This window comes from Streptomyces sp. NPDC020807, assembly GCF_040641575.1.
Lineage (GTDB): Bacteria > Actinomycetota > Actinomycetes > Streptomycetales > Streptomycetaceae > Streptomyces.
In genome coordinates this window covers 1-21,914 of record NZ_JBFADU010000006.1, presented here as the reverse complement: position 1 = coordinate 21,914, position 21,914 = coordinate 1, and the positions used below count along the sequence as shown (strand labels likewise).

The following is a 21,914-nucleotide window of genomic DNA, read 5'->3' as shown; positions in this document are numbered from 1 at the left end:
GGCGCCGGTGGGCCGGTGGAACGATGGGAGGGATCCGTCGGACCGTGCGCCGGGCAGGTGCCGAATGCCGCTCACCGAGACGGAGTGGGGGCTCGTCACCAGCTGGGTGCGGGCCCATCTCCTGGACAGTCCCGAGCCCCGCGGGCGGCTGCTGCGCGCGGGACTCCCGGCGGATTTCGTCCAGGACCTGCCGCTCACCCCCGACCCGGACCGCAACGCCCTCCTCGTCGTGGGCGCGGCCCGTCGGGACATCGCCCACCAGCGCCGGCTGCTCGCGGTGCTCGCCGGGCTCGACGCGCTCGCCGCGATCGACGACCCGCACGGCTTCGAGCGGGGCGCGGAGGCACGGAACCTGCTGACCCGGCTGCGCGAGGACGAACGGCTGCGGCGCTCGCCCGCCGACCCGTTCGCCTGCGTGCTCCTCAAGCACGGCACGCAGGCGTTCCTCGACCGGGCGGAGCTGCGCGCGAAGCTGCGGGACTTCGTCGCGGACCCGGAGCAGACGGTCCTCGTCGTCGACGGGCCGCCGGACAGCGGGCGCTCCTACACGTACGAGCTGCTGCGCCACCTCGGCCAGCACCTCGACTTCCGTCCCGTACGCGTCACCCTCTCCCGTACGTCGACGGCCGCGCGGCTCCTGGAGCGCCTCACGGCCTTCGTGTCGGGGCCCGACGCCGACGCGGCCGGCGCCGCCGCGCTGAACCCGACCCGGCTCAACGACCCGCTGCCCTCCTTCGAGGACGCGGCCCACCGGATCGTCGGTCGGGCGACGGCCGCCGAGGACCGGTTCTGGCTGGTCCTCGACGACTGCGACCGGCTCGACCCCGGCTCGGACGTGTGGGACTGCATCGGCGTCCTCGCGAGGGCGGTCTACGAGCACGCCCCGGTACGACAGGAGACCGTGCCCCGGCTCGTGCTCCTCGGCTACTCGACGGCGATGCGCCAACTCCCCTACGAAGTGCGCAACAACGAGTGCAGGGACACGACCCGCCCGCTCGACGGGGACGACCTGCGGGCGTTCTTCCGGGAGTTCTTCGCGGACGCGGCGGGAGCGACGGGCGCGGGGCCTCCCGCCGGGGCGGTGGCGGACGAGCTGACGGAGACGGCCGTCACGGAGGTGCTGAGGGCCGTCGACCGGCCGGGCGCCGAGGAGAGCTACATGCGCCGGCTGTGCACGGCGGTGGAGGACGTCGTACGCCTCCACCGGGCGTTCCCCCCGCTGCCGCCGCCCGCGCCCGGGGACGCCGGTCAGGTACTGCGGGACGCCCTGCGCACGGGCCTCGCCGCACCGGCACCCGCCCTGCCCGGCCTGCGTCGCTCGTACCGCGAAGCGGCCTGCCTGCTCCAGGAGTTCGACCCGGCGCTGCTGCGCCTGCCGGACGAGGCGCTCGCCACGGGGCGGGCGGTCCTCGAACTGGTCGACGACTGCACGGCCCTGCCGTCGGCCGGCGGGGCACCGGCGTGGGCCCTGAAGCCGGAGGTGCGGGAGGCGGCCCTGGCGGGGCTGGCGGGCCCGGACGCGGCCCTCCGCGCGCTGCGGGCCAACGTCGGCCTGCGCCCGGAGGGCCCGGGGCCGGAGCGCGCGGCACTGGCGCTGCTCTCGGGAGCGGGGGCGCGAGGGGACGGGGCCGGGCTCGGGGACGGGGCCGGGCTCGGGGACGGGGCCGGGCTCGGGGCCGGGCTCGGGGACGACGAGGTGCAGGGGCTGTGCGACACCCTCCAGGCCGTCCTGTGGCTGCGTCGCGTCCCCGGCGTGACCGGCCTCCCGGCAGTCGACGGGCTCCAGCAGCGGCTGGAGGAGGCCCGGCTCCGGCAGCCGATGCACCGCCTCGCCCGGGGGACGTTCCACGGGCGGACCGCCGAACTCGACGCCCTCCACGCCTACCTGGCGCTTCCGGAGGAGCCCGCCGAGCCGCCGGTACTCCTCCACGGCGTCGGCGGCATCGGGAAGAGCATGCTGCTCGCCCGCTTCCTCGTCGACGCCCTCGCCGCCGCCCCCGACGGATTCCCCTTCGCCTACCTGGACTTCGAGCGGCCGACGCTCTCGATCCACGAGCCCGCGACCGTACTCGCCGAGACCGCGCGCCAACTCGGCGTCCAGTACCCGGAACACCGCGCGGCCTTCGACGCGCTCACGGACGAGTGCGAGCGGACCGCGGCGCTCCAGCGGGGCGAGCGGGGCGAGGTGGAGGAGTTCGCCCGGCTGTCGACCACCCGGGCGACGTACGGCCGGGACTACTCGGCCGACTTCCACGCGCGGGCGACGGCGCGCGAGCAGGAGCTCGCCCGCAGGACGGCGGCCCTCGTCGCCGAGGCCGTCCGGCCGCCGGCGGGCGCGATGGCCCCGCCGTTCCTGATCGTCGTCGACTCCTTCGAGGAGGCGCAGTACCGCGGTTCGCCGATCATCGCCCGGATGTGGTCGATCTGGACGGCGCTCCGGGCCGCGTACTCCCGGCTGCGGTTCGTCGTCGCCGGGCGGGCTCCGATCGACCACCCGGCGCGCGTCCTCACGCCCCGGACGATGGAGCTCACCGAGCTCGACCCGCGTGCCTCGGTCGAGCTGCTGCTGTCGTCCGGGGTGACGGACGAGGCCGTCGCCGAGGACCTCGCCGCGCGGATCGGCGGGCATCCGCTGAGCCTCAAGCTGGCCGCCCGCACGGTGACGGCGCTGGGGGCGGACTCGCCGTCGATGGCCGAGCTGCTGCGCGGACTGCCGTCCCGGCGGCGGTACTTCGACCGGCAGGTCGACCAGATGCTGATCCAGGGCACGCTGTACGACCGGATCCTCAAGCACATCGTGGAGGACGACGTACGGGCCCTGGTCCAGGCGGGGTTGGCGCTGCGGTACATCACCCCGGACCTCGTGCGGCACGTGCTCGCGGGTCCGGCCGGGCTGCGGGTCGACACCCCCGCGGAGGCCCGGCGGCTGTACGGGCTCCTCACCTCCCGGGTCGACCTGATGGAGTCGGCGGGCCCCGACGCGATCCGTCACCGCAGCGACCTGCGGGCCATCATGCTGCGGCTGTCGGACCGGGCGCGGACGGACCTCATGCGGGCCGTCGACCGGAGCGCCGTCACGTACTACGCGGCCCTCGACGGGCCGAGGAACCGTGCCGAGGAGATCTACCACCGGCTCAGACTCGGCGAGAACCCCCGTACCGTCGAGGCGCGTTGGGAGCCCGGGGTCACGCCGTACCTGGGCGGGGACACCCACCGCGAGATGAGCCACCGTTCCGCCGCGTTCCTCCTCGGCAGGATCGGCGGGCACGTCCCCGACCAGCTCATGGTCGAGGCCGACCAGGAGGACTGGGAGCGGATCGCCGCGCGGGAGGTCGAGGACCTGCTCACCCAGGGGTACGTGGAGGCGGCGGCGCTGCGCCTGTCGGAGCGGCAGCCGTGGACGCCGTGCAGCAGGCTCCACGCGCTGCGGGCCGAGACCCTCGCCCGGTCGGGGCGGCTCGACGAGGCCCGGCTCGGCCTGGAGCACGCCGTGGAGGGCGCGGCCGACGCGGGGTGCGGGGAGACCCGGCTCGAACTGCTCCAGTTGTCGGCGCGGCTCGCCCAGGACGCGGGCGACCTCCCGGCGGCGGACCGGGATCTCCAGGAGGCCGAGGAGATCGCGGAGGGGCTCGGTCTGCGGTACGAGTCCCTGGGCGTCCTGGTCGCCCGCTCGCGGCTCGCGGCCCTCGCCGACGGCGACGCGTCCCCGACGGAGGCACGGCTCGCCCGCACCCTGCGCGGGATGCCGGACGCCGAGCTCGCCCGGCAGCCGTCCCTGGCCCGCACGGCGGCGGCGACGGCCTGCCGGGCGGATCCGCAGCTCCTGGAGCACACGCTGCGGCTCGTCGGGCTGCCGGCGGACGAGGACGCGGTGGTGGCCGAGCTGGCGCACTGGATCGGCCAGACGCTGGCGGCCGAGCCCCGGCTCCGGGAGCCGCTCGCGCACATCCTCGCCACGGCGGCGGGCACGGACCCCGGCGAGGCGGGGGCGCGTCTGGACGGGGCCGGGGTCGAGCGGGAGCTGCGGGAGGCGCGGCGGCGCGGGACGCTGGACAGCGTGGCCCGGCAGGCGCTGACGCTGCGGGACGACAGCGGGGACCTGCTGCTGGGGGTGGCGTCGGCGATGGACGCGGGACCGACGGTGTACGGGGCGGGTCCCGAGGACGGGCCGGAGGAGCCCGACTTCGCCGAGGACGGGGTGCCGGGGACGGAGCCGGCAAGAGTGCCGGGGACGGGGACGGAGCCGGCAAGAGTGCCGGGACCGGGGACGGTGCCGGGAGACGGGGCGGGGGCGGCGCCGGGGGCGGCCTGGCCCGACGTGTCCGGGACCCGTGCTCCGGGGGCCCGCGCTCCCGGGACCCACGCCGCCGGGGCCCGACCGGCCGGGAACGGTCCCCCCACCGGCTCCTGGGTCAGGCCCCTCCCCCGGCCGTCGGCCCGCACCCTCACGACCTCACGCCGCGGCGTCGGCCTGTGGACCCAGCCCCCGCCGAACGCCGCCGGGGCCGCGCCCCGCAAGAAGCCCTTCCTGCCCCAGCAGGAGCTGATCCGGGTCCGCAACGCCGCCCTGGAGGCCGGGCTCGCCGACCGGGAGCTGCGCCCGGCGCTCCTCAAGGGCATCCCGGCGCACTTCACCACCACCCTCGCGCCGATGAGCGACCCGCTGCACCAGGCCCACGCCGACCTGAACGCGATGAACCAGGTCGAGCGGCTCATCGACGGCCTCGTGCCGCTGGAGATCTGGCTGCACAACGCGATCGAGCAGACCAGCGAGGCGGGGCCGCTGGCCGTCCTCCAGGGCGCGCTCGACACGGTCGCGCGGGAGATCACGGGCGAGTCCGTGCTGCCGGAGGAGATGATGCCGTCGGAGCTGAAGGAGGCGGCGATCCTCCACGACGACACCGTGCCGTACGAGTTCCTCCACGGCGGCATCAGGACCGGAACCTCCGTCGCGCACCTGCGGATCCCTCCGTACGAGGGCGGGACGCCGCTCCTCCCCTCCTACCCGCACGGCGGCACGGGCTGGATGGTGGCGCCGGGCCTGCTCATCACCAACCACCACGTCCTGATGGCCCGTTCGTGGGAGTCCGGGGTGCGGCCGTTCGTCAGCGACGACGACCTGCGGCTCCAGACGCTGATGTCCCGGTCCCGGTTCGACTTCGTCGAGAACGCGACGGCGACGCCGGAGGTGGTCGCCGCCGAACTCGCCGCGTGGGACGCGGATCTGGACTACGCGATCGTGCGGCTCGCGCCCGGGGGGAACCCGCGGCCGACGCTGCGGATCGCCACGCGGCCGCTGCGCGTGGCGGAGCGGCAGCGCGTACCCGTCAACATCATCCAGCACCCCGGCGGGCTGCCGAAACGGGTCGCGCTGCGCAACAACCTCGTCTACCGGGCCGACGAGCGGAACATCCTGTACTTCACCGACACGCGCGGCGGGGCCTCCGGCTCGCCCGTGTGCCTCGACGACTGGACGGTGGTCGGACTGCACCGGGCGACGCAGAAGGTGGACGGGGTCGAGTTCCAGGGCGAGAGGACGACGTTCGTGAACGTCGGGACGCAGATGAGCAGCATCATGGCCCATCTGCGGGAGCACCGACCGGAGTTGTACGACGAGATCATGGCCGGTCAGGCGGGACGGCCGGTGGCGAGCCGAGGTGAGTGACGATGGCCGACGGAAGGTCGCCGGTGGCGACGACGGCGGAACGGGTCTTCCCCGACCTGCGGGCGGTGGCGGACCGCGTACGGGCGGAACTGGAGGCCGAGATCACGGAGTCCGTGCTCGAACTCCCCGCGGAGGTGGCGCCGGCCGTCGAGATCTCGCGGTTCGCCCGGGAGGAGCGGGCCCGGGTCCTGGAGGCGGGGGTCAGCGGCCTGGAGAAGCTGGCGGACCACCGCGAGGACGAGATCGGCGAGGACGAGTACTTCGGGGTGGAGGCGATCGTGCTCCTCCAGGGACGCCCGGCGATCCTGGTGCAGCGGCAGAGCTTCGCGCCGCAGCGCGACGAGTGGGCGGTCCTCGACGCGCGGCGTCCCGCCATCCACGAGTCCCTGGTACGGGTGGGAAGGGTCGAGGTGTCGGGCCACCCGAGCCTGGACTGGATCGGCACGGCGTTCCTCGTGGGGCCGACGACGGTGATGACGAACCGTCACGTCGCCGCCGAGTTCGCCCTCCACGAGGCCGACCGCGACCGGTGGAGCTTCGCGTCCGGCATGTCGGCCCGGGTGGACCCGGCGGAGGAACTCCCCGTGGACGGCGCCCCGGTCCCCGTCCCGTCCGCGGCGTACGAGATCACGGAGATCATCGGCATCCACCCGGACGTCGACATGGCCCTGCTGCGCGTCGAGCCCGCGGGCCCCGAGGCGCTCCCCACCCCGTTGGCGATAGCCGCCGACGCCCCGGCCGAACTGCCGGGCCGCCCGGTGTACGTGATCGGCTACCCGGCGTGGGACGGCCGCCGCAACGAACCCGAGTCGATGCGGCGGATCTTCATGGACGTCTACAACGTGAAGCGCCTCCAACCGGGCGCGGCGACGGACTTCGTCCCCGGCGGCCTGGTGATGAAGCACGACTGCTCGACCCTCGGCGGCAACAGCGGATCCCCGGTCCTCGACCTCGACGACCACCGCGTCCTGGGACTCCACTTCGGCGGCCGCTACCGCACGGGCAACTTTGCGGTCCCCCTGTGGGAGCTCCTGGACGACCCGCTGCTCGCCCGTGCGGAGGTCAACTGGGTCTAGACGGCCTCGTCGACGACCACGAACGCGCCCCGGACGGTCCGCCCGTCCGGGAGCTGCCACTCGGCCGTGACTCCTCCGCGGTCGCCCGCCGGCTGTCCGGCGGTCAGGGCACGGCGGAGGGTGAGGCGGTCGAGGGTGTCGGCGGTGCGGAACGCGACGGTGGTGCCGTCGGGGGTGTCCGTCGCCTCGACGAGTTCCGCCGGGGCGGTGCCAGCCCGGACGGGGGTGACGGTGACCGTCGTGTCGACCGTGTCGTTCACGGACTGGGCCTGGGCCTTCGCGCGGCCGGTGAGGAGCGCGTACAACTCGGCGACGAGGACCGGGTCGTGGGCGCCGTCGTAGATCCAGCGGGTGCCGAGGACGCCGTGCTCGGAGGTGCCGATGAGGGCGTCCTCCGCGCCTTCGAGGGGCGCCCCGCGGTAGGTCAGCGGGACCAGGTAGGCGGCGGCGCCCGGGCCGTCGCCCTCCGTCACCACCATGAACTCGACGCCCACCTCGCCCGCCGGGTCGTCGAGCCGGAACCCGCCCGCCTTGGCCGGGTCGGCCCCGCCCTCCGGCGCGGTGTACCAGGCGCGGGTGGGGAGCCACTCGGCGAGCAGCTCCAACTTGGTGGGCTCCATCGTGGTCTTGTGGATGACGGCCATGATCGACGGTCCTCGTTCCGGTCGCGACGGTTGGCGGATCTTCGGAACCTAACAGACGGGCGATCACACGGGGCCGGTCGGCGTCCCCCACGGCCGGAAGTTCCGTCGCAGGACACCGACGGGCGCGCCCGTCGTCACCGCCGTCCCCCCGATGCGGAGGCCTGCCGGGGTCAGTTGCCCGCCCCTCCGGGCCGGCAGGACCGCGCCGTCGCCCGCCTGCACGTCGCCGAGGACAGCCGCCAGGTCGCCGTCGACCGGCATCCTGGCCCCGTACCGCCCGGCCGCCGCCATGCAGACCGCTTCCACCTCGGACATCGCCGCGCGCCGACCGTACGCGTCCGCCGCCGCCATGCGCCGCCGCCGCGCCCGACCTAGCCTGGGAGGTGGAGTGTTGTCCCCGGCCGGCAGGAGGCCCGCCGTGAGGTACTCATTCGAGCGGCGGCGGGTCTGCGCCGGTGTCGCGGCTCTCGGTCTGTTCGTGGCCCCGCTCGGTGCGGGGGCCGCCGTCGCCGCCGAGCCGCCGGGCCCCGTCCCGTACGCGTACGCGACCTCGGCCGCAGCCACCGACTTCCCCCAGCTGACGCCCGCCGTCGCCGCCGAGCTCGACACCGCCGTCCAGGACGTCATGCGGGACGCGAAGGTCCCGGGCGTCATGGTCGCGCTCTCGGCGCCCGGCAAGGGGACGTACCTGCGGTCGTTCGGCGTCTCCGACAAGAGCACCGGGGCGGCCATGAACCCGGCGCTCTTCATGCGCATCGGCAGCGAGACCAAGACGTTCACCGTGACCGCCCTGCTCCAGCTCGTCGACGAGGGGAAGGTCGGGCTCGACGATCCCGTCTCGCAGTACGTCGACGGCGTGCCGAGCGGGGACCGGATCACCCTGCGGAACCTCGCCGCCATGCGCAGCGGGCTGTTCAACTACTCGGCGGACCAGGGGTTCTACGAGGCCCTGACCTCGAACCCCGGACGGCAGTGGACGCCGCGGGAGTTGCTGGACCACTCCTTCAGGCACCCGGTGCAGTTCCTGCCGGGCGAGGAGTTCCAGTACTCGAACACGAACACCGTCCTGCTCGGCCTCGTCGTCGAGAAGGTCTCCGGGATGCCCCTCGACGAGTACGTCGAGAAGGAGGTCGCGGTCCCGGCGGGGCTCCGGCACACCCTCTTCCCGACGAACGCCGCCTTCCCCAGCCCGCATGCCCACGGCTACACCGAGCAGACCGCGTCCGGCGCCGTCGAGGACGCCACCGACTGGAACCCGTCCTGGGGCTGGGCGGCCGGCGCGATGATCTCGGACCTCCAGGACATGCGGACGTGGGCCAAGGTACTCGCCACGGGCACGCTCCTCAGCCCCGAGACCCAGGCGGAGCGCCTCAAGGTCTACCCGACGAGCACGGACGGCTCGGGCTACGGGCTCGGCCTGTTCAACATCCAGGGGTGGATCGGCCACAACGGCTCCCTGCCGGGCTACCAGTCCCTCACGGTCTACCTGCCCGAGTCGGAGGCGACCCTCGTCGTCCTGCTCAACAGCGACGTGACGAAGGACGGCACCGCGCCGAGCACGCTCCTCGGCCGGGCGATCACGGAGATCGTGACCCCGGACCACGTGTACGACATCCCCGCCCCGCCCGCGGCCTCGCCGTCGTCCGGCGGGAGCTGACCGGCCCCGGCACCCGCGTGCCTGCGCCGACGGGGGCCCGCCCGCCGTCAGCATCGGGTACGTGCGCCTCCTTCCCCGTCAGGGACGGGGCGGGGGCGGGGGCGGGGGCGGGGCCTCAACAGAGGGTGTCCCAGTGGTGGAGCGTCCGGAGGGCGGAGGCGCGCAGGTCGGGGGTGACGGGGCCCGGGGCGAGCAGGTAGTCGGCGACGGGGGTGAGGAGGAGGGCCGTGTCGGGGGCGCAGGTGAGGAGGAGGGCCTCGTTCCAGGCGTGGCGGATGACGGTGCGGCGGAGCAGGGTGCCGTGGTGGGTCAGGGGGCGGGAGTGGGGGTGCGGATGGGCCCGGTCCGGGGCGATGCCGGACGGGGCGGGCGCGGCGGCTGCCTCGGTGCGACGGCGGCGCTCGGGCGCGACCTCGGGGGCGAGGGCCTCGCGGACGGCGGCGAGGGGGCCCAGCGGTACGTGCTCGGCGGCGTGGTCGAGGAGGGTCGCGGCCTCGGGGGCGAGCCGGTAGGCGGCGAGGACGGCCGCTGTCTCGGCCGGCTCGAAGGGCTGGCGGGCCAGGCACGCGATGTCGAGGAGGGTGACGGGGTCGGGGGCGTCGGCGGGCCGGTGGAGGCGGGACTCGGCGAGGGCGATGAGGCACTCGACGGGCTCCTCGGCGACCAGGTAGGGGCGTACGGGGACGGTGGCGCCGTCGCCGGGGAGGGCGGAGGTCGAGAGGTGGACGCGGTACCAGGGGTCGACGAGCGGGTCCTCGGCCGGCCAGCGGACGGTGACGTGGGTGTGGTGCGGGGCGAGGCCCCGGGCGCGGTCCTGGGCGCAGCCCGTCAGGGACACGTCGACGTGCTCCACCGGGTGGTCGGTGACCAGGCGGATCACGGCCTGCCAGAGCGCCGCCTCGTCGGGGGCCACGAGGTCGAGGGTGGCGAGCGGGCGCAGCAGGCCCGGGGGGTAGTAACCGGCCAACGGCAGACCCCTGATCGCGCGGACGCCGGTGGTCCGGGCGAGGCCCTCGGCGACCCGCGCGTAGTCGTCGGCGCGGTCCTGGGCGCGGCGGAGCTCGTCCCGGGCGGGGCCGCCCATGCGGACGCCGTCGAGACGCAGCGCGGAGAGCACGAGGTGCGGCAGGTGCCGGCCCGTCCTGGCCCGTTGCAGCAGCTCAGCGGGGCCTTCGGCCGGGTCGGTGCCGAGCAGCCGGTACAGCAGTGCGGTGTTCACGGACATCCGCCTCCGAAGATATGGTCGGGCCCGGCGCCACCGGCGGCCGAGGGGCGGGCGGTACAGGACAGTCTCCGGCGGCCCGCGGTACGGCGATTCTGTTCGGTGGGGTTCAACACCTGATCACCACAGGCTCAACAGGCACTCGACACCAGGTGGGACGCTGTGGTTAAAAAGCTTTGACCAAAAAGGTGACACAAAATCTGACATGTGGGCCGGGCGATGCGGCCACTGTCTTCTGGGGCGGGCTGGAGGCAGGGCGTGGGCGAACTCCGTTTCTCCTTACTCGGTCTGATGCGGGTTCATCGGGGCGCGACCGCGCTCAAGGTGGGCAGTCCGCAGCAGCAGGCGATGCTGGCCGTTCTCCTGCTCAGGCAGGGGTACTCGGCGAGCGCCACCGATCTGATCGGTGCGCTGTGGGGTGAGGAGCCGCCGAACGCGGCGATGACCACGGTGCGGACGTACGCGTGGCGTTGGCGCAAGGTGCTGGACGCGGCGGCACCGGGCGGGGACGGCGGGGCGGGCGCGGCGAAGGGCGAGAAGCCCGCGTCGAGCGTGCTGGTGTCGATGGGTGACGGCTACCGGCTCGTCCTGCCGAAGCTCGCCGTGGACACGGCGGAGGCGGAGGCGCTGGCCGCCGAGGCGGAGCGCACCGCGCGCACCGATCCGGAGCGCGCCCGTGACCTGCTCAACCAGGCGCTCGAGTTGTGGCAGGGGACGCCGCTGTCCGGCATCCCGGGCCCGTTCGCTGAGCGGCACCGGCACCGCTTGGAGGAGCTGCGGCTGACGCTCCTGGAGGAACGTATCGGCCTCGATCTCGCCCTGGGCCGGCACTCGCGCTGCATACCCGAGTTGACGGCGCTGACCACCGAGCACCCGCTGCACGAGCGGGCGTACGGGCTGCTGATGCGGGCCCTGTACCAGGCGGGCAGACAGGCGGACGCGCTCGCGGTGTTCCGCGGGGTCCGGCAGCTGTTCCTCGCCGAACTGGGCGTCGCGCCCGGAGCGGAGCTGGAGCAGCTGCACCGGAGGATCCTGGAGGGCGATCCGGCGCTCGCGGCCCCGGAGCCGCCGGTCCGCGCGTCCGCGGCGACCGTCTCGGGGACGGGTGCGTGGACGGGTCCGGAGCAGGACCTCGCGGCGCCCGGGACACCCGGTCCGGGTGGTCCGGACGGTCCTGCCGGTCATGCCGGGGTTCCGGGGGAGGCGGCGGCGCGCGGTACGGGCTCCGCGGACGGCTCGGGAGCCGCGGCGGAGCCCGGCGACGACGATCCCGGCGGCCGCGGGACGGGCGGAAGACAGACGCGGCCCCGGCCCGGTGCCGAGGCCCCCGCCTCCGCCCCGGCTCCCGCTCCGGCCGCCGCCCCCGCTCCGCCCCGTCCCGCTCAGCTCCCGCCGGACGCGGCCGACTTCACCGGGCGTGCGGCCACCGTGCACCTCCTCGTGGAGAAGCTCGGGTCGAGCGCGCCGCAGGCGCTGGCCATCGCCACGGTGGTCGGCATGGGCGGCGTCGGCAAGACGGCGCTCGCGCTGCACGTGGCCCACCGGGTCCGGGACTCCTACCCGGACGGGCAGCTGTACGTCGACCTGCGGGGCTCCGACCCCGTACCGGCCGATCCCGAGGCCGTGCTCAGCGGCTTCCTGGTGGCGCTCGGGGTGCCCGGGGACGCCGTTCCCGACGGGCTCGACGCGCGCTCGGCGCTCTTCCGTTCCGTCGTGGACGGGCGGCGGCTGCTCGTCGTCCTGGACAACGCCAAGGACGCCGCCCAGATCCGCCCCCTGCTCCCGGGGGCCGTCGGCTGCGCGGTCCTCACCACCGGCCGCACCCGGCCGGCCGGACTCCCCGCGACCGTCCAGGTCGACCTGGACGTCTTCCGGCCCGCCGAGGCGCTCGACCTCCTCGGCCGCACCATCGGCGCCGACCGGCTCGACGCCGAGCGGGACGCGGCCCTCGAACTGGTCGTCGCCTGCGGGTACCTGCCGCTCGCCGTCCGGATCGTCGCCGCCCGGCTCGCGGCCCGGCCGGGCTGGACGGTGGAGACGCTCAGCCGACGGCTCCAGGTGGAGCGGCGGCGGATCGACGAGCTGCGGATCGGCGACCTGGCGGTCGCCGCGGCCTTCGAACTCAGCTACCGCCAGCTGACGGAAGACCAGGCCCGCGCGTTCCGGCTCGTCGCCTCGGTCGACGGGCCCGACATCGGCCTCGCCGCCGCGGCGGCGCTCCTGGACCTCGACGAGTACGACGCCGAGGACCTGCTCGAAGCCCTGGTGGACGTGGCGATGGTGGAGTCGCCGTTCCCCGGCCGCTACCGGTACCACGACCTGCTGCGCTCGTTCGCCCGCCGCCGTCCCGCGGAGGGCGCGGCGGCTTCGGGGAGCGGGGTCACGGTGTCGGAGAACGGCGAGGCGGTCGCGGCGCGGGACCGGCTCCTCGACCATCTCCTCGCCACGGCCTGCACCGCCTTCCAGCACGCCGTCCCCGGTGATCCGGCGGCCGGCGCCCTCGGTCCGGCCCGGTCCCCAGGCGTCCGGCTCGCCGGCTGGGACGCGGCCCGGGAGTGGGCGGCGGCCGAACGCGCGGGCGCGGTGGCGCTCGCCGCCCAGGTCGCGGGAGACGCGGAGACGGGCACACCCGGTCCCGCCCTGCGGGCGGCGATCGACCTGCTCATCGCGCTCACGCCCTTCGTCCTCACCCCGCCCAGCCGTCAGCTCGCCCTCACCGCCGACGCGCTGGCGGAGGCGGCGCTGCGCGGCGGGGACGTACGGGCCGCCGGGCGCGCGCACTTCCTGCGCGGGAACGCGGCCCTCGCGGCGACCCGGCTCGACGCGGCCGAGGCCGCCGCCCGCGCGGCGGTGGACGCGGCGCGGTCCGCCGGTGACACGGTGATCCTGCGGCAGGCCCTCAACGACCTGGGTCTGATCTGCCAGTTCCTCAGCCGCTACGACGAGGCCGTGGACCACTACGACGAGGCGCTGCTCCTCGCCAACGAACTGGGGCACCGTTCCGGCGCCTTGGTGACCACGGTGAACGCGGCGCTGGCGCGGGTGCGCAGCGGGCGTGCGGGCGAGGCGGTGGAGATCTGTCACGAGGTGCTCGCCGAGCTGCGGACGCGGCAGGACGATCCCGGACGGGCGTACACCCTGTACGTGCTGGGTCTGGCACTGCACGGGCTCGGGCGGCACGAGGAGGCGGTGACCTGGTTCCGCGAGTGCCTGGCGGTGGCGACGGGCGCCGGTCTGCGGGACCGGGCGGCGCACGCGCGCTATCGGATGGCGGACAGTCTGCGCTCGCTCGGCAGGGCCGACGAGGCGCTCGACCACGCGGGGCAGGCGCTGGCGCTCTGCGAGGAGCTGGGGGCGGAAAGGGACCAGGCCCAGGCACTTCTGGTCCTCGGCCGTTCGCTCGCCGACCTCGGACGTGGCGCCGAGGCGGAGGCGCGGTTGCGGCAGGCGTACGAGCTCTTCCACCGGCTCGGCCTCCCGGAGGCCGCGGAGGTGGCGGGACTGCTGGACGAGTCCGCGCCGGCGCTCGTCGATCCCTGAGGGACCGGGGCGGTTCAGGAGCCGGTGCTGTTCCAGTCCTTGTCGTCGGTCGGCGTGGGGGACGGCGACGGGGCGGAGGCGGGGGCGGTGGTCGAGGTGCCGCCCGTCTCGGTGCCGGAGACGCCGTCCGCCATCGCCGTGCCGGCCGCGCCGAGGGCGATCAGGGCGCCGATGCCGAGGCCGGCGAGGGCCAGGCGGATACGGGCGGCACCGGGGGTCTGCGAACGCTCGGCCATGTCTGCTCCCTTGAGAGGATTCCCCTGGGATTCAGGGGGGTGATCCGGGTTCCCCGGTGTGCTCCGGGGCTGATGGGATGAGATTGGCCTCCGGCGTTCAACAGCCGATCGACGCACGAGCACCGTGCGTCGATCGGCTGCGTTGATCGGGGCGTTGATCGGGGCGTCGATCGGGGCGTCGATCGGGGCGTCGATCGGGGCATTGATCAGGAAAACTCCTGATCAGGCCTCTTCGCGGATCTCCAGCGTGCAGCACTTCACGCTGCCGCCGCCCTTGAAGAGCTCCGAGAGGTCCGTCCCGACCGGACGGAAGCCGCGCTCGCGCAGGCGCTCCGCCACCCCCGTGGCCGCCTCCGGTATCACCACGTTCAGGCCGTCGCTCATGACGTTGAGCCCGAACACCTCCGCGTCCGCCTCCTCGACGAGGACGGCGTCGGGGAAGAGGCGCCGCAGGACGGCCCGGCTGCCCTCGGAGAAGGCGCCCGGGTAGTACATGACCTCGTCGGTGTCGAGGACGCTGAGCGCGGTGTCGAGGTGGTAGAAGCGCGGGTCGACGAGGTCGAGGCCGATGACCGGGCGCCCGAGGAACTCCTGTGCCTCGGCGTGACCGGCGGAGACGCTGCGGAAGCCGCGGCCGGCGAGGAGGTAGCTCCCCGTCAGGAGGATGTCGCCCTCGCCCTCGTTGACGTGGACCGGGTCGTGGGTGGGGAAGCCCCGGTCGCGGAACCACTCCAGGTATGCGGGGGCCTCGGCGGCACGCTCCGTGTCGCGGAACCGGGCTCCGAGCACCTTGCCGTCGACGACGGTGGCGCCGTTCGCCGCGTACACCATGTCGGGCATGCCGGGGAGGGGGTCGATCAGGTCGACGCGGTGGCCGAGGGACACGTACAGCTCGTACAGCCGCTCCCACTGGGCGACGGCGAGGTCGGTGTCGACCGGCTTCGCCGGGTCCATCCAGGGGTTGATGGCGTAGGTGACGTCGAAGTGGGTGGGGCGGCACATCAGGAAGCGGCGCGGGCGAGCGGTGCGGCTCATGGAAGGCTCCGGGAAGTGAGGGTGGGGCGGAGGACACGGACGTCGTTACGGGTGGTGCTCCAGACGCCAGTGTGGGGACCGGACGGCCGTCTGCGAAGATCCAAAGGCCGAACTGCCGCGGAAGATTGCGGCGTTGTCGACTGCCGCCGGAAGATCTCCGCCCCTGGCGGAGCGATCCAGGAGGATCAGGACGACACCGAAGGCGCCGTGGACACCGGGGAGACCGGCCGCTCGGGGAAGCTCCGCAGGCCCCGGAGCGGGCTGAGGAGGAGGACCGCGCCGGCCGAGAGCAGCACGCTCGCCATGATCCACAGGGTGGTGCGGGCACCGAGCACCTCGCCGAGCCAGCCGCCGAGGAGGGCACCCACCGGGATGGCGCTGAAGTTGACGGTGGAGGCGCTCGCCCGGATCCGGCCGATCATCGCGGGCGGGCAGTACGCCTGGTAGAAGCTGCCGGCGATGACGTTCCCGGCGATGACGCCGCAGACCGCGACCGCCCAGGCCACCGCGCTGACCGCCAGCGGCAGCCGCTCCCCCGCCATCGGGAGCAGGAGGATGAACGGCGCTCCGACCAGCTCGCAGAGGAGGAGCCCGCGCGCGGTCCCGAACCGGCGGGCGATCCGCCCGGCGAGCGCGGCTCCGGCGAGGCCGCCGATCGACACGACCGCGAACACCGCGCCGATGCCGCCGGGGGTGACGCCGACGCTGCGGACGAGGAAGACGGTCTGCACCGCCTGGATGCCGTTGAGGCCGAGGTTGCCGACGGCCGCGAAGCTCGCGAGCGTCCGCAGGTACGGGTCGCGGACCAGGAACCGTACGCCCTCGCCGATCTCCCGCAGGATGCCCCGGCGCTCGGCGGCGGGCGGCGGCTTCTCGTCGGACTCGATGCGGCTCACGCAGACCGCCGCGACGAGGTAGGTGATCGCGTCGGCGAGGATGCCGCTGACCGCGCCGAAGGCCTGGGCGAGGAGGCCGGCCAGACCGGGGCCGGCGATCTCGGCCGCCGCGTCCCCGGAGCGGAGCTTGACGTTGGCCTCCAGGATGTCCGGCTTGGGGACGATCGAGGGCAGCGCGGCGCTGTTGGCGGTCGACAGGAAGACCTTGACCGCGCCGGCGAGCAGGGCCACCCCGATGAGCTGGGTCATGGTGAGGACGCCGAGCCAGCCGGCGACCGGCACGCTGCCGAAGAGCACGAGCAGGAGCAGGTCGCAGACGAGCATGACCTTGAGGCGGGGCCAGCGGTCGACCCAGGCCCCGGCGAGGAGGCCGAGGAAGAGCCACGGCACCCAGGCGGAGGCGGTCAGGACGCCGACGGTGAAGGGCGACGCCTCCAGGGTGACGACGGCGACCAGGGCGAGCGCGACGTTGCCGACGGCGGTCCCGAGGCTGCTGGTCGTCTGGCCGATCCAGAGCCTGCGGAAGTTCCCCTGGGCCCAGAGGCCCCAGCGGCTCCGGCGCGGTCCGTCCCCGACGGGAGGGGAGGCGGGCGTCGGCGGGCTGACGGACGCGGTGGTCATGAGCGGGTCACTCTCCCAGCTTCTCGGCCAGCACGGAGGCGATCCGCGCGAGGGGCTCCGGCCGCGTCATGGCGCCGTGCGTGCAGGTGATGCGGTGCTCGTCGACGCGGCCGTCGACGTACTCGGCCCAGGCCGCCGCGTAGGGCCAGTCGGCGGGCTTGTCGAGGGTCGCGCCGAAGAAGACGGCCTCGCCCCGATAGCGGCCGGGGACGTGTTCGGCCATCAGCTTGCGGTGGCGGTCGAAGACCTCGGGCAGGACGTCGGCGGCCTCGCCGAGGAGGGCCCGGAGGTCGGCCTCGCCGCGCCCGTCGGCGGGGTCGTAGCCGAGGGAGGCGAGCAGCTCGGCGAAGGTGTCCACCGGGTCGTCGCCGGGAGATCCGTGCGGGGCCCCGGCGGAGGCGTACCGCTCCGGGTCGGCGGGGAGGCCGTCCAGGAGGGCGAGCAGGGCGACCTCCTCGCCCGCCGCCTGCAGGGACACGGCCATGGCCTGGGCGACGACGCCGCCGAAGGACCAGCCGAGCAGGTGGTACGGGCCGTCCGGCTGGACCGCGCGGATCTGGCGCACGTAGTCCTCGGCGATCTCGGCGACCGAGGCCGGCGCCCCGCCCCGCAGCCCGCGGGCCTGGAGGCCGTACACGGGCCGCTCGGGGTCGAGGTGGCGCAGCAGGCCGCTGTAGACCCAGCTGATGCCGGCGGCGGGGTGGACGCAGAAGAGCGGGTGCCTGGTGCCGTCGGCGCGCAGCGGGAGGAGGACGTCGAGGGCTCCCCCGGCGGTCGCGGTGGCCGTCGGCTCCAGTCTCCGGGCGAGGGCGGCCGGGGTGGGGGCCTCGAAGAGCGCCCGCATGCCGAGGTCGACGCCGAGGGCGGTGCGGAGCCGTCCGAGGAGCTTCATCGCGAGGAGCGAGTGGCCGCCCAGGTCGAAGAAGCCGTCGTCGGCGGAGACCGGCCCCGGCAGGCCGAGGACCTCGGCGTAGAGGCCGCAGAGCAGTTCCTCGTACGCCGTCCGGGGCGCCCGGCCGGTGGCGGAGGAGGCGAAGTCGGGGGCGGGCAGGGCCCGCCGGTCGACCTTTCCGCTGGGGGTGAGGGGCAGCGCGTCGAGCGGGACGACGGCGGCCGGGAGCATGTAGCCGGGGAGCGACTCGGCGGCGAAGGCGCGCAGGTCCGCCGCGAACTCCGTCGGGGCGGGCCCGCCGGTCGCCACGTGGGCGACGAGGCGGGGCCCCGTGGCGCCGTCGTCGTGGACCGATACCGTGGCCGCGAGGACGGCCGGGTGCCGGGTCAGGACGTGCTCGATCTCGCCGAGCTCGATCCGGAAGCCCCGGATCTTGACCTGGTCGTCGGTACGGCCCAGGTAGTCGAGGTGTCCTTCCCTGGTGCGGCGGACGAGGTCGCCGGTGCGGTACATGCGCTCGCCCGGCGCGAACGGGCAGGCGACGAAGCGCTCGGCGGTGAGGGCCGGGCGGCCGAGGTAGCCGCGGGCGAGGCCGGCGCCGGCGAGGTACAGCTCGCCGGGGACCCCGGCGGGGACGGGGGCGAGGTGCTCGTCCAGGACGTACGCACGGGTGCCGAGGACCGTGCGGCCGAGGGCCGGGCGGTCGGTGGCGGCGAAGGGCTGGGTGAGCGCGTCGACGGTGGACTCGGTGGGGCCGTACAGGTTGTGTCCGGTCGTGCCGGGGGCTTCGCGGAGGCGGGTCCACAGGGCCGGTCCGACCGCCTCGCCGCCGAGCAGCACCACGCGGGGTGCGGGTTCCTCCAACAGGCCTTCGTCGAGGAGCTGTTCGGCGTAGGACGGGGTGACCTCCAGGACGTCGACGGACGCGTCGCGGACGTAGCGGACGAGTGCGGCGGCGTCGCGCCGCACCTCGTCGCCGACCAGGTGCAGTTCGTGCCCGGCGGCGAGCCACAGCAGACCGTCCCAGGAGGCGTCGAAGCAGAGCGAGGCGGTGAGGGCGACGCGCCCGCGCCCGTGGGCGCGCTCGGTCGCGCCGATCGGGCCGGTGGGCGCCCGGTGCGAGGCGAGCAGCGCGGCGATCGAGCCGTGGCTGACGACGACGCCCTTGGGGCGGCCGGTGGAGCCCGAGGTGTAGATGACGTACGCGGCGTCGGCGGCGGCCGTGGCGCGGGGCGTCGGGGTGGCGTCGGCGGCCGGGGTGTCCGCCCCTCTCGGTTCCGCCGTGAGGACGGGCAGGTCCGCGAGGAGCTCCGGCAGGGGCCAGCCGTCGCCGGTGACGACGAGGGCGGGCGCGGCGTCGGCGAGCATGGCGGCGGTACGGTCCGCCGGGTACTCGGCGTCCAGCGGGAGCGAGGCGGCGCCCGACTTGAGGACGGCGAGCAGCGCGACGACGGTCTCCGCCGAGCGGGGCAGGGCGAGGGCGACGACGGCCTCGGGTCCGGCTCCGGCGGCCGTGAGGCGGCCGGCGAGCTCGTCGGCCCGGTCGTTCAGCTCGGCCCAGGTGAGCCGGGTGTCCCCGGCGACCAGGGCGGTCGCCTCCGGGGTGCGGGCCGCCTGCGCCGCGAACACGGAGGGCAGCAGCGGGACGTCGGCGGGGGCTTCGGGGCCCTGCGCGAGGAGCGCGGAGCGCTCCTCGGAGCCGATGATGTCGGCCTGTCCGACGGGGAGTTCGGGGCGGGCCGCGAGCTCCGCGAGGAGGCGGCCGAAGCGGGCGGCGATGGCCTCGACGGTCTCCCGGTCGAAGAGGTCGGTGGCGAAGTCGACGGCGCATTCGAGCCCGGCGGGCGTGCCGTCGGCGTCGAAGGACTCGCCGAGGGCGACGGAGAGGTCGAACTTGGCGACGTGCCCGCCGACGGGTTCGACGGCGGCCGGGAGGCCGGCGAGGTCGAGCGGGGCGTCGTCGGTGCCGCCGCGTCCCTGGAGGAGCAGCATGACTTGGAAGAGCGGGTGTCGGGCGAGGGACCGGGCCGGGTTGAGCTCCTCGACGAGCCGCTCGAAGGGGATGTCCTGGTGGGCGTGGGCGTCGAGCTGGGTCTCCCGGACGCGGGCGAGGAGTTCGGCGAAGCTGGGGTTGCCGGAGGTGTCGGTGCGCAGGACGAGGGTGTTGACGAAGAAGCCGACGAGGTCGTCGAGGGCCTCGTCCGAGCGGCCCGCGACCACGGATCCGATCGGCACGTCGGTCCCGGCGCCGAGGCGGGTGAGCAGCGCGGCGAGGGCGGCCTGGAAGGTCATGAACGTCGTGACGCGGTGTTCGCGGCTCAACGCGACGATCGCCTGGTGCAGTTCGCCACCGAGCTGGACCACCACGCGGTCGCCGCGGTGGCTGCTGTCGGCCCGGCGCGGGCGGTCCACGGGGAGGGAGAGCTCCTCGGGGAGGTCGGCCAGGGTCTCCCGCCAGTAGGCGAGCTGGCGCGAGACGAGGCTCTCGGGGTCGGCCTCGTCGCCGAGCAGCCCGCGCTGCCAGAGGGCGTAGTCCGCGTACTGGACGGGCAGCGGCTGCCACGCGGGCGCCTCGCCCTGCCGGCGGGCGCCGTAGGCGGCCCCCAGGTCACGGAGGAGCGGGTGCATGGACAGGCCGTCGCCGGCGATGTGGTGCAGCACGAGGACGAGGAGGTGCTCGTCGCGGGCGACGGGGAAGAGGTGGGCGCGGACGGGGAGTTCGGTGGCGAGGTCGAAGGGGAGGGCGGTGCAGGCGACGAGCGCGGCCGCCGGGTCGGCGGGCACGGTGGTGCGGCGGTCGAAGGGGACGCGCGCCTCGGTGGGCGGGAGGATCCGCTGGCGGGGTTCGCCGTCCTGCTCGGTGAGGAGGGTGCGCAGGATCTCGTGGCGGGCGACGAGGTCGTCGAGGGCGCTTTCCAGGGCGTCCGGGTCGAGCGGGCCGGTGAGCCGGAGGGCGAGCGGGAGGTTGTAGAGGGCGCTGGGGCCCTCCATGCGGTCGATGAGCCACAGGCGCTGCTGGGCGTACGAGAGCGGGAGCAGGTCGGGGCGTTCGCCGGTGGTGAGGGCGGGCCGTGATCCGGGGCCGTCGGCGTCGAGGCGCTGGGCGAGTCCGGCGACGGTCGGCGCCTCGAAGACGTCCCGGACGCCGAGCTCGGTGGCGAAGACGGCGCGGATCCGGCTGAGGAGCTTCATGGCGAGGAGCGAGTGGCCGCCGAGGGCGAAGAAGTCGTCGTCGGCGGCCACCGGCCCCTGGACGCCGAGGACGTCGCCGAACAGGCCGCAGAGGAGTTCCTCGCGTGCGGTGCGGGCGGCGCGGCCTCCGGAGAAGAGCCGGTAGTCGGGGGCGGGGAGGGCGCGCCGGTCGACCTTGCCGCTGCCGGTGAGGGGCAGCGCGTCGAGGGTGACGATCGCGGCCGGGACCATGTGGGCAGGGAGCTCGTCGGCGACGAACCTGCGGAGTTCGACGGCGAGTTCGGGGCTCGGTGCCGTGACGGCGCAGTGGGCGACGAGGCGGAGGTCGCCCTCGGTGCCCTCGTGCGGGGTGACGACGGCCTGGCGGACGGCCGGGTGGCGGGCGAGGAGCTGTTCGATCTCGCCGGGCTCGATGCGGAAGCCGCGGATCTTGACCTGGTGGTCGGTGCGGCCCAGGTAGTCGATCCGGCCGTCGCGGGTGCGGCGGACGAGGTCGCCGGTGCGGTACATCCGCCGGCCCGGGGCGAACGGGTCGGCGACGAAGCGTTCGGCGGTGAGGGCGGGGCGGCCGAGGTAGCCGCGGGCGAGGCTGTCCCCGGAGAGGTAGAGCTCGCCGGGGACTCCGGCGGGCACGGGGTTGAGGTGCTCGTCGAGGACGTGGGCGCGGGTGCCGTGGACCGTGTGGCCCATGGTGGGGCGCTCGGTCTCGCCGTAGGCCTGGAGGAGGGTGTCGACGGTGCACTCGGTGGGGCCGTAGAGGTTGTGTCCGGTGGTGTCCGGGGCCTCGCGGAGCCGGGTCCACAGGGCCTGGCCGACGGCCTCGCCGCCGAGGAGGACGACGCGGGGCGCGGGGTCGTCCAGGAGGCCTTCGGCGATGAGCTGTTCGGCGTAGGTGGGGGTGAACTGGAGGGCCTGGATGCCGGTCTCGCGGACGTGGCGGACGAGGGCGGCGGGTTCGCGGCGCAAGTCGTCGCCGATGAGGTGCAGTTCGTGTCCGGCGACCATCCAGAGCAGGCTGTTCCAGGAGGCGTCGAAGCAGAGCGAGGCGGTGAGGGCGGCGCGCAGCCGCCCGTGGGCGCGTACGGGCTCGGCGAAGGTCTCGGCGCGGTGCACGGCGAGGAGGCCGGCGATCGAGCCGTGGCCGACGACGACGCCCTTGGGGCGGCCGGTGGAGCCGGAGGTGTAGATGACGTACGCGGCGTTCGCCGGCCGGAGCCGTACGACGGGCGCCTCGGTCG

Annotated in this window: 11 protein-coding genes; 4 read left to right on the top strand and 7 right to left on the bottom strand. The window is 75.0% G+C overall.

The window, feature by feature from the left end; genetic code table 11:
* The first annotated feature begins 64 nt into the window (after positions 1–64).
* On the top strand, positions 65–5,665 hold the full coding sequence (locus AB0G79_RS12220; RefSeq protein ID WP_360804361.1) for a trypsin-like peptidase domain-containing protein: 5,601 nt from the start codon (positions 65–67) through the stop codon (positions 5,663–5,665).
* A gap of 2 nt (positions 5,666–5,667) precedes the next feature.
* Positions 5,668–6,741: a serine protease gene (locus AB0G79_RS12215; RefSeq protein WP_360804359.1), complete on the top strand. Its 1,074-nt coding sequence runs from the start codon at positions 5,668–5,670 to the stop codon at positions 6,739–6,741.
* Here AB0G79_RS12215 and AB0G79_RS12210 read toward each other — a convergent pair.
* Together AB0G79_RS12210 and AB0G79_RS12205 are read right to left on the bottom strand one after the other, a co-directional pair.
* On the bottom strand, positions 6,738–7,385 hold the full coding sequence (locus AB0G79_RS12210) for a 1,4-alpha-glucan branching protein (protein WP_360804356.1): 648 nt from the start codon (positions 7,383–7,385) through the stop codon (positions 6,738–6,740). The two genes, AB0G79_RS12215 and AB0G79_RS12210, sit on opposite strands and share 4 nt — an antisense overlap.
* 63 nt (positions 7,386–7,448) lie before the next feature.
* Complete coding sequence (locus AB0G79_RS12205) at positions 7,449–7,700, bottom strand: hypothetical protein (RefSeq protein ID WP_360804353.1); 252 nt, start codon at positions 7,698–7,700, stop codon at positions 7,449–7,451.
* A gap of 103 nt (positions 7,701–7,803) precedes the next feature.
* On the opposite strand from AB0G79_RS12205, the gene AB0G79_RS12200 reads away from it, so the two are divergent.
* Complete coding sequence (locus tag AB0G79_RS12200; RefSeq protein WP_360804350.1) at positions 7,804–9,042, top strand: serine hydrolase domain-containing protein; 1,239 nt, start codon at positions 7,804–7,806, stop codon at positions 9,040–9,042.
* A 115-nt stretch (positions 9,043–9,157) separates the two neighbouring features.
* Here AB0G79_RS12200 and AB0G79_RS12195 read toward each other — a convergent pair whose 3' ends face one another.
* Complete coding sequence (locus AB0G79_RS12195; RefSeq protein ID WP_360804347.1) at positions 9,158–10,267, bottom strand: hypothetical protein; 1,110 nt, start codon at positions 10,265–10,267, stop codon at positions 9,158–9,160.
* Positions 10,268–10,555: 288 nt separating this feature from the next.
* Here AB0G79_RS12195 and AB0G79_RS12190 point away from each other — a divergent pair, with 288 nt between their 5' ends.
* Positions 10,556–13,804, top strand: coding sequence for a BTAD domain-containing putative transcriptional regulator (locus AB0G79_RS12190; protein ID WP_360804344.1), 3,249 nt, complete (start codon positions 10,556–10,558; stop codon positions 13,802–13,804).
* 14 nt (positions 13,805–13,818) lie between these two features.
* Here the strand turns inward: AB0G79_RS12190 and AB0G79_RS12185 are convergent, their stop codons facing one another.
* The 4 genes from AB0G79_RS12185 to AB0G79_RS12170 form a co-directional block, all read right to left on the bottom strand.
* A complete protein-coding gene (locus AB0G79_RS12185) occupies positions 13,819–14,040 on the bottom strand; it encodes a hypothetical protein (protein ID WP_360804342.1) in 222 nt (73 codons plus the stop codon).
* A 222-nt stretch (positions 14,041–14,262) separates the two neighbouring features.
* A complete protein-coding gene (gene ddaH / locus AB0G79_RS12180; RefSeq protein WP_360804339.1) occupies positions 14,263–15,075 on the bottom strand; it encodes a dimethylargininase in 813 nt (270 codons plus the stop codon).
* Between the two features lie 185 nt (positions 15,076–15,260).
* A complete protein-coding gene (locus AB0G79_RS12175; protein WP_360804336.1) occupies positions 15,261–16,592 on the bottom strand; it encodes an MFS transporter in 1,332 nt (443 codons plus the stop codon).
* A 7-nt stretch (positions 16,593–16,599) separates the two neighbouring features.
* Positions 16,600–21,914 (bottom strand): amino acid adenylation domain-containing protein (locus AB0G79_RS12170; protein WP_360804333.1); only part of this gene is annotated, 5,315 nt, incomplete at its 5' end.

Coding starts and splice junctions, on each gene's coding strand:
- AB0G79_RS12220 (WP_360804361.1), top strand. CDS start 65: ATGCCGCTCACCGAGACGGAGTGGGGGCTCGTCACCAGCTGGGTGCGG.
- AB0G79_RS12215 (WP_360804359.1), top strand. CDS start 5,668: ATGGCCGACGGAAGGTCGCCGGTGGCGACGACGGCGGAACGGGTCTTC.
- AB0G79_RS12210 (WP_360804356.1), bottom strand. CDS start 7,385: ATGGCCGTCATCCACAAGACCACGATGGAGCCCACCAAGTTGGAGCTG.
- AB0G79_RS12205 (WP_360804353.1), bottom strand. CDS start 7,700: ATGTCCGAGGTGGAAGCGGTCTGCATGGCGGCGGCCGGGCGGTACGGG.
- AB0G79_RS12195 (WP_360804347.1), bottom strand. CDS start 10,267: ATGTCCGTGAACACCGCACTGCTGTACCGGCTGCTCGGCACCGACCCG.
- AB0G79_RS12190 (WP_360804344.1), top strand. CDS start 10,556: ATGCGGGTTCATCGGGGCGCGACCGCGCTCAAGGTGGGCAGTCCGCAG.
- AB0G79_RS12185 (WP_360804342.1), bottom strand. CDS start 14,040: ATGGCCGAGCGTTCGCAGACCCCCGGTGCCGCCCGTATCCGCCTGGCC.
- ddaH (WP_360804339.1), bottom strand. CDS start 15,075: ATGAGCCGCACCGCTCGCCCGCGCCGCTTCCTGATGTGCCGCCCCACC.
- AB0G79_RS12175 (WP_360804336.1), bottom strand. CDS start 16,592: ATGACCACCGCGTCCGTCAGCCCGCCGACGCCCGCCTCCCCTCCCGTC.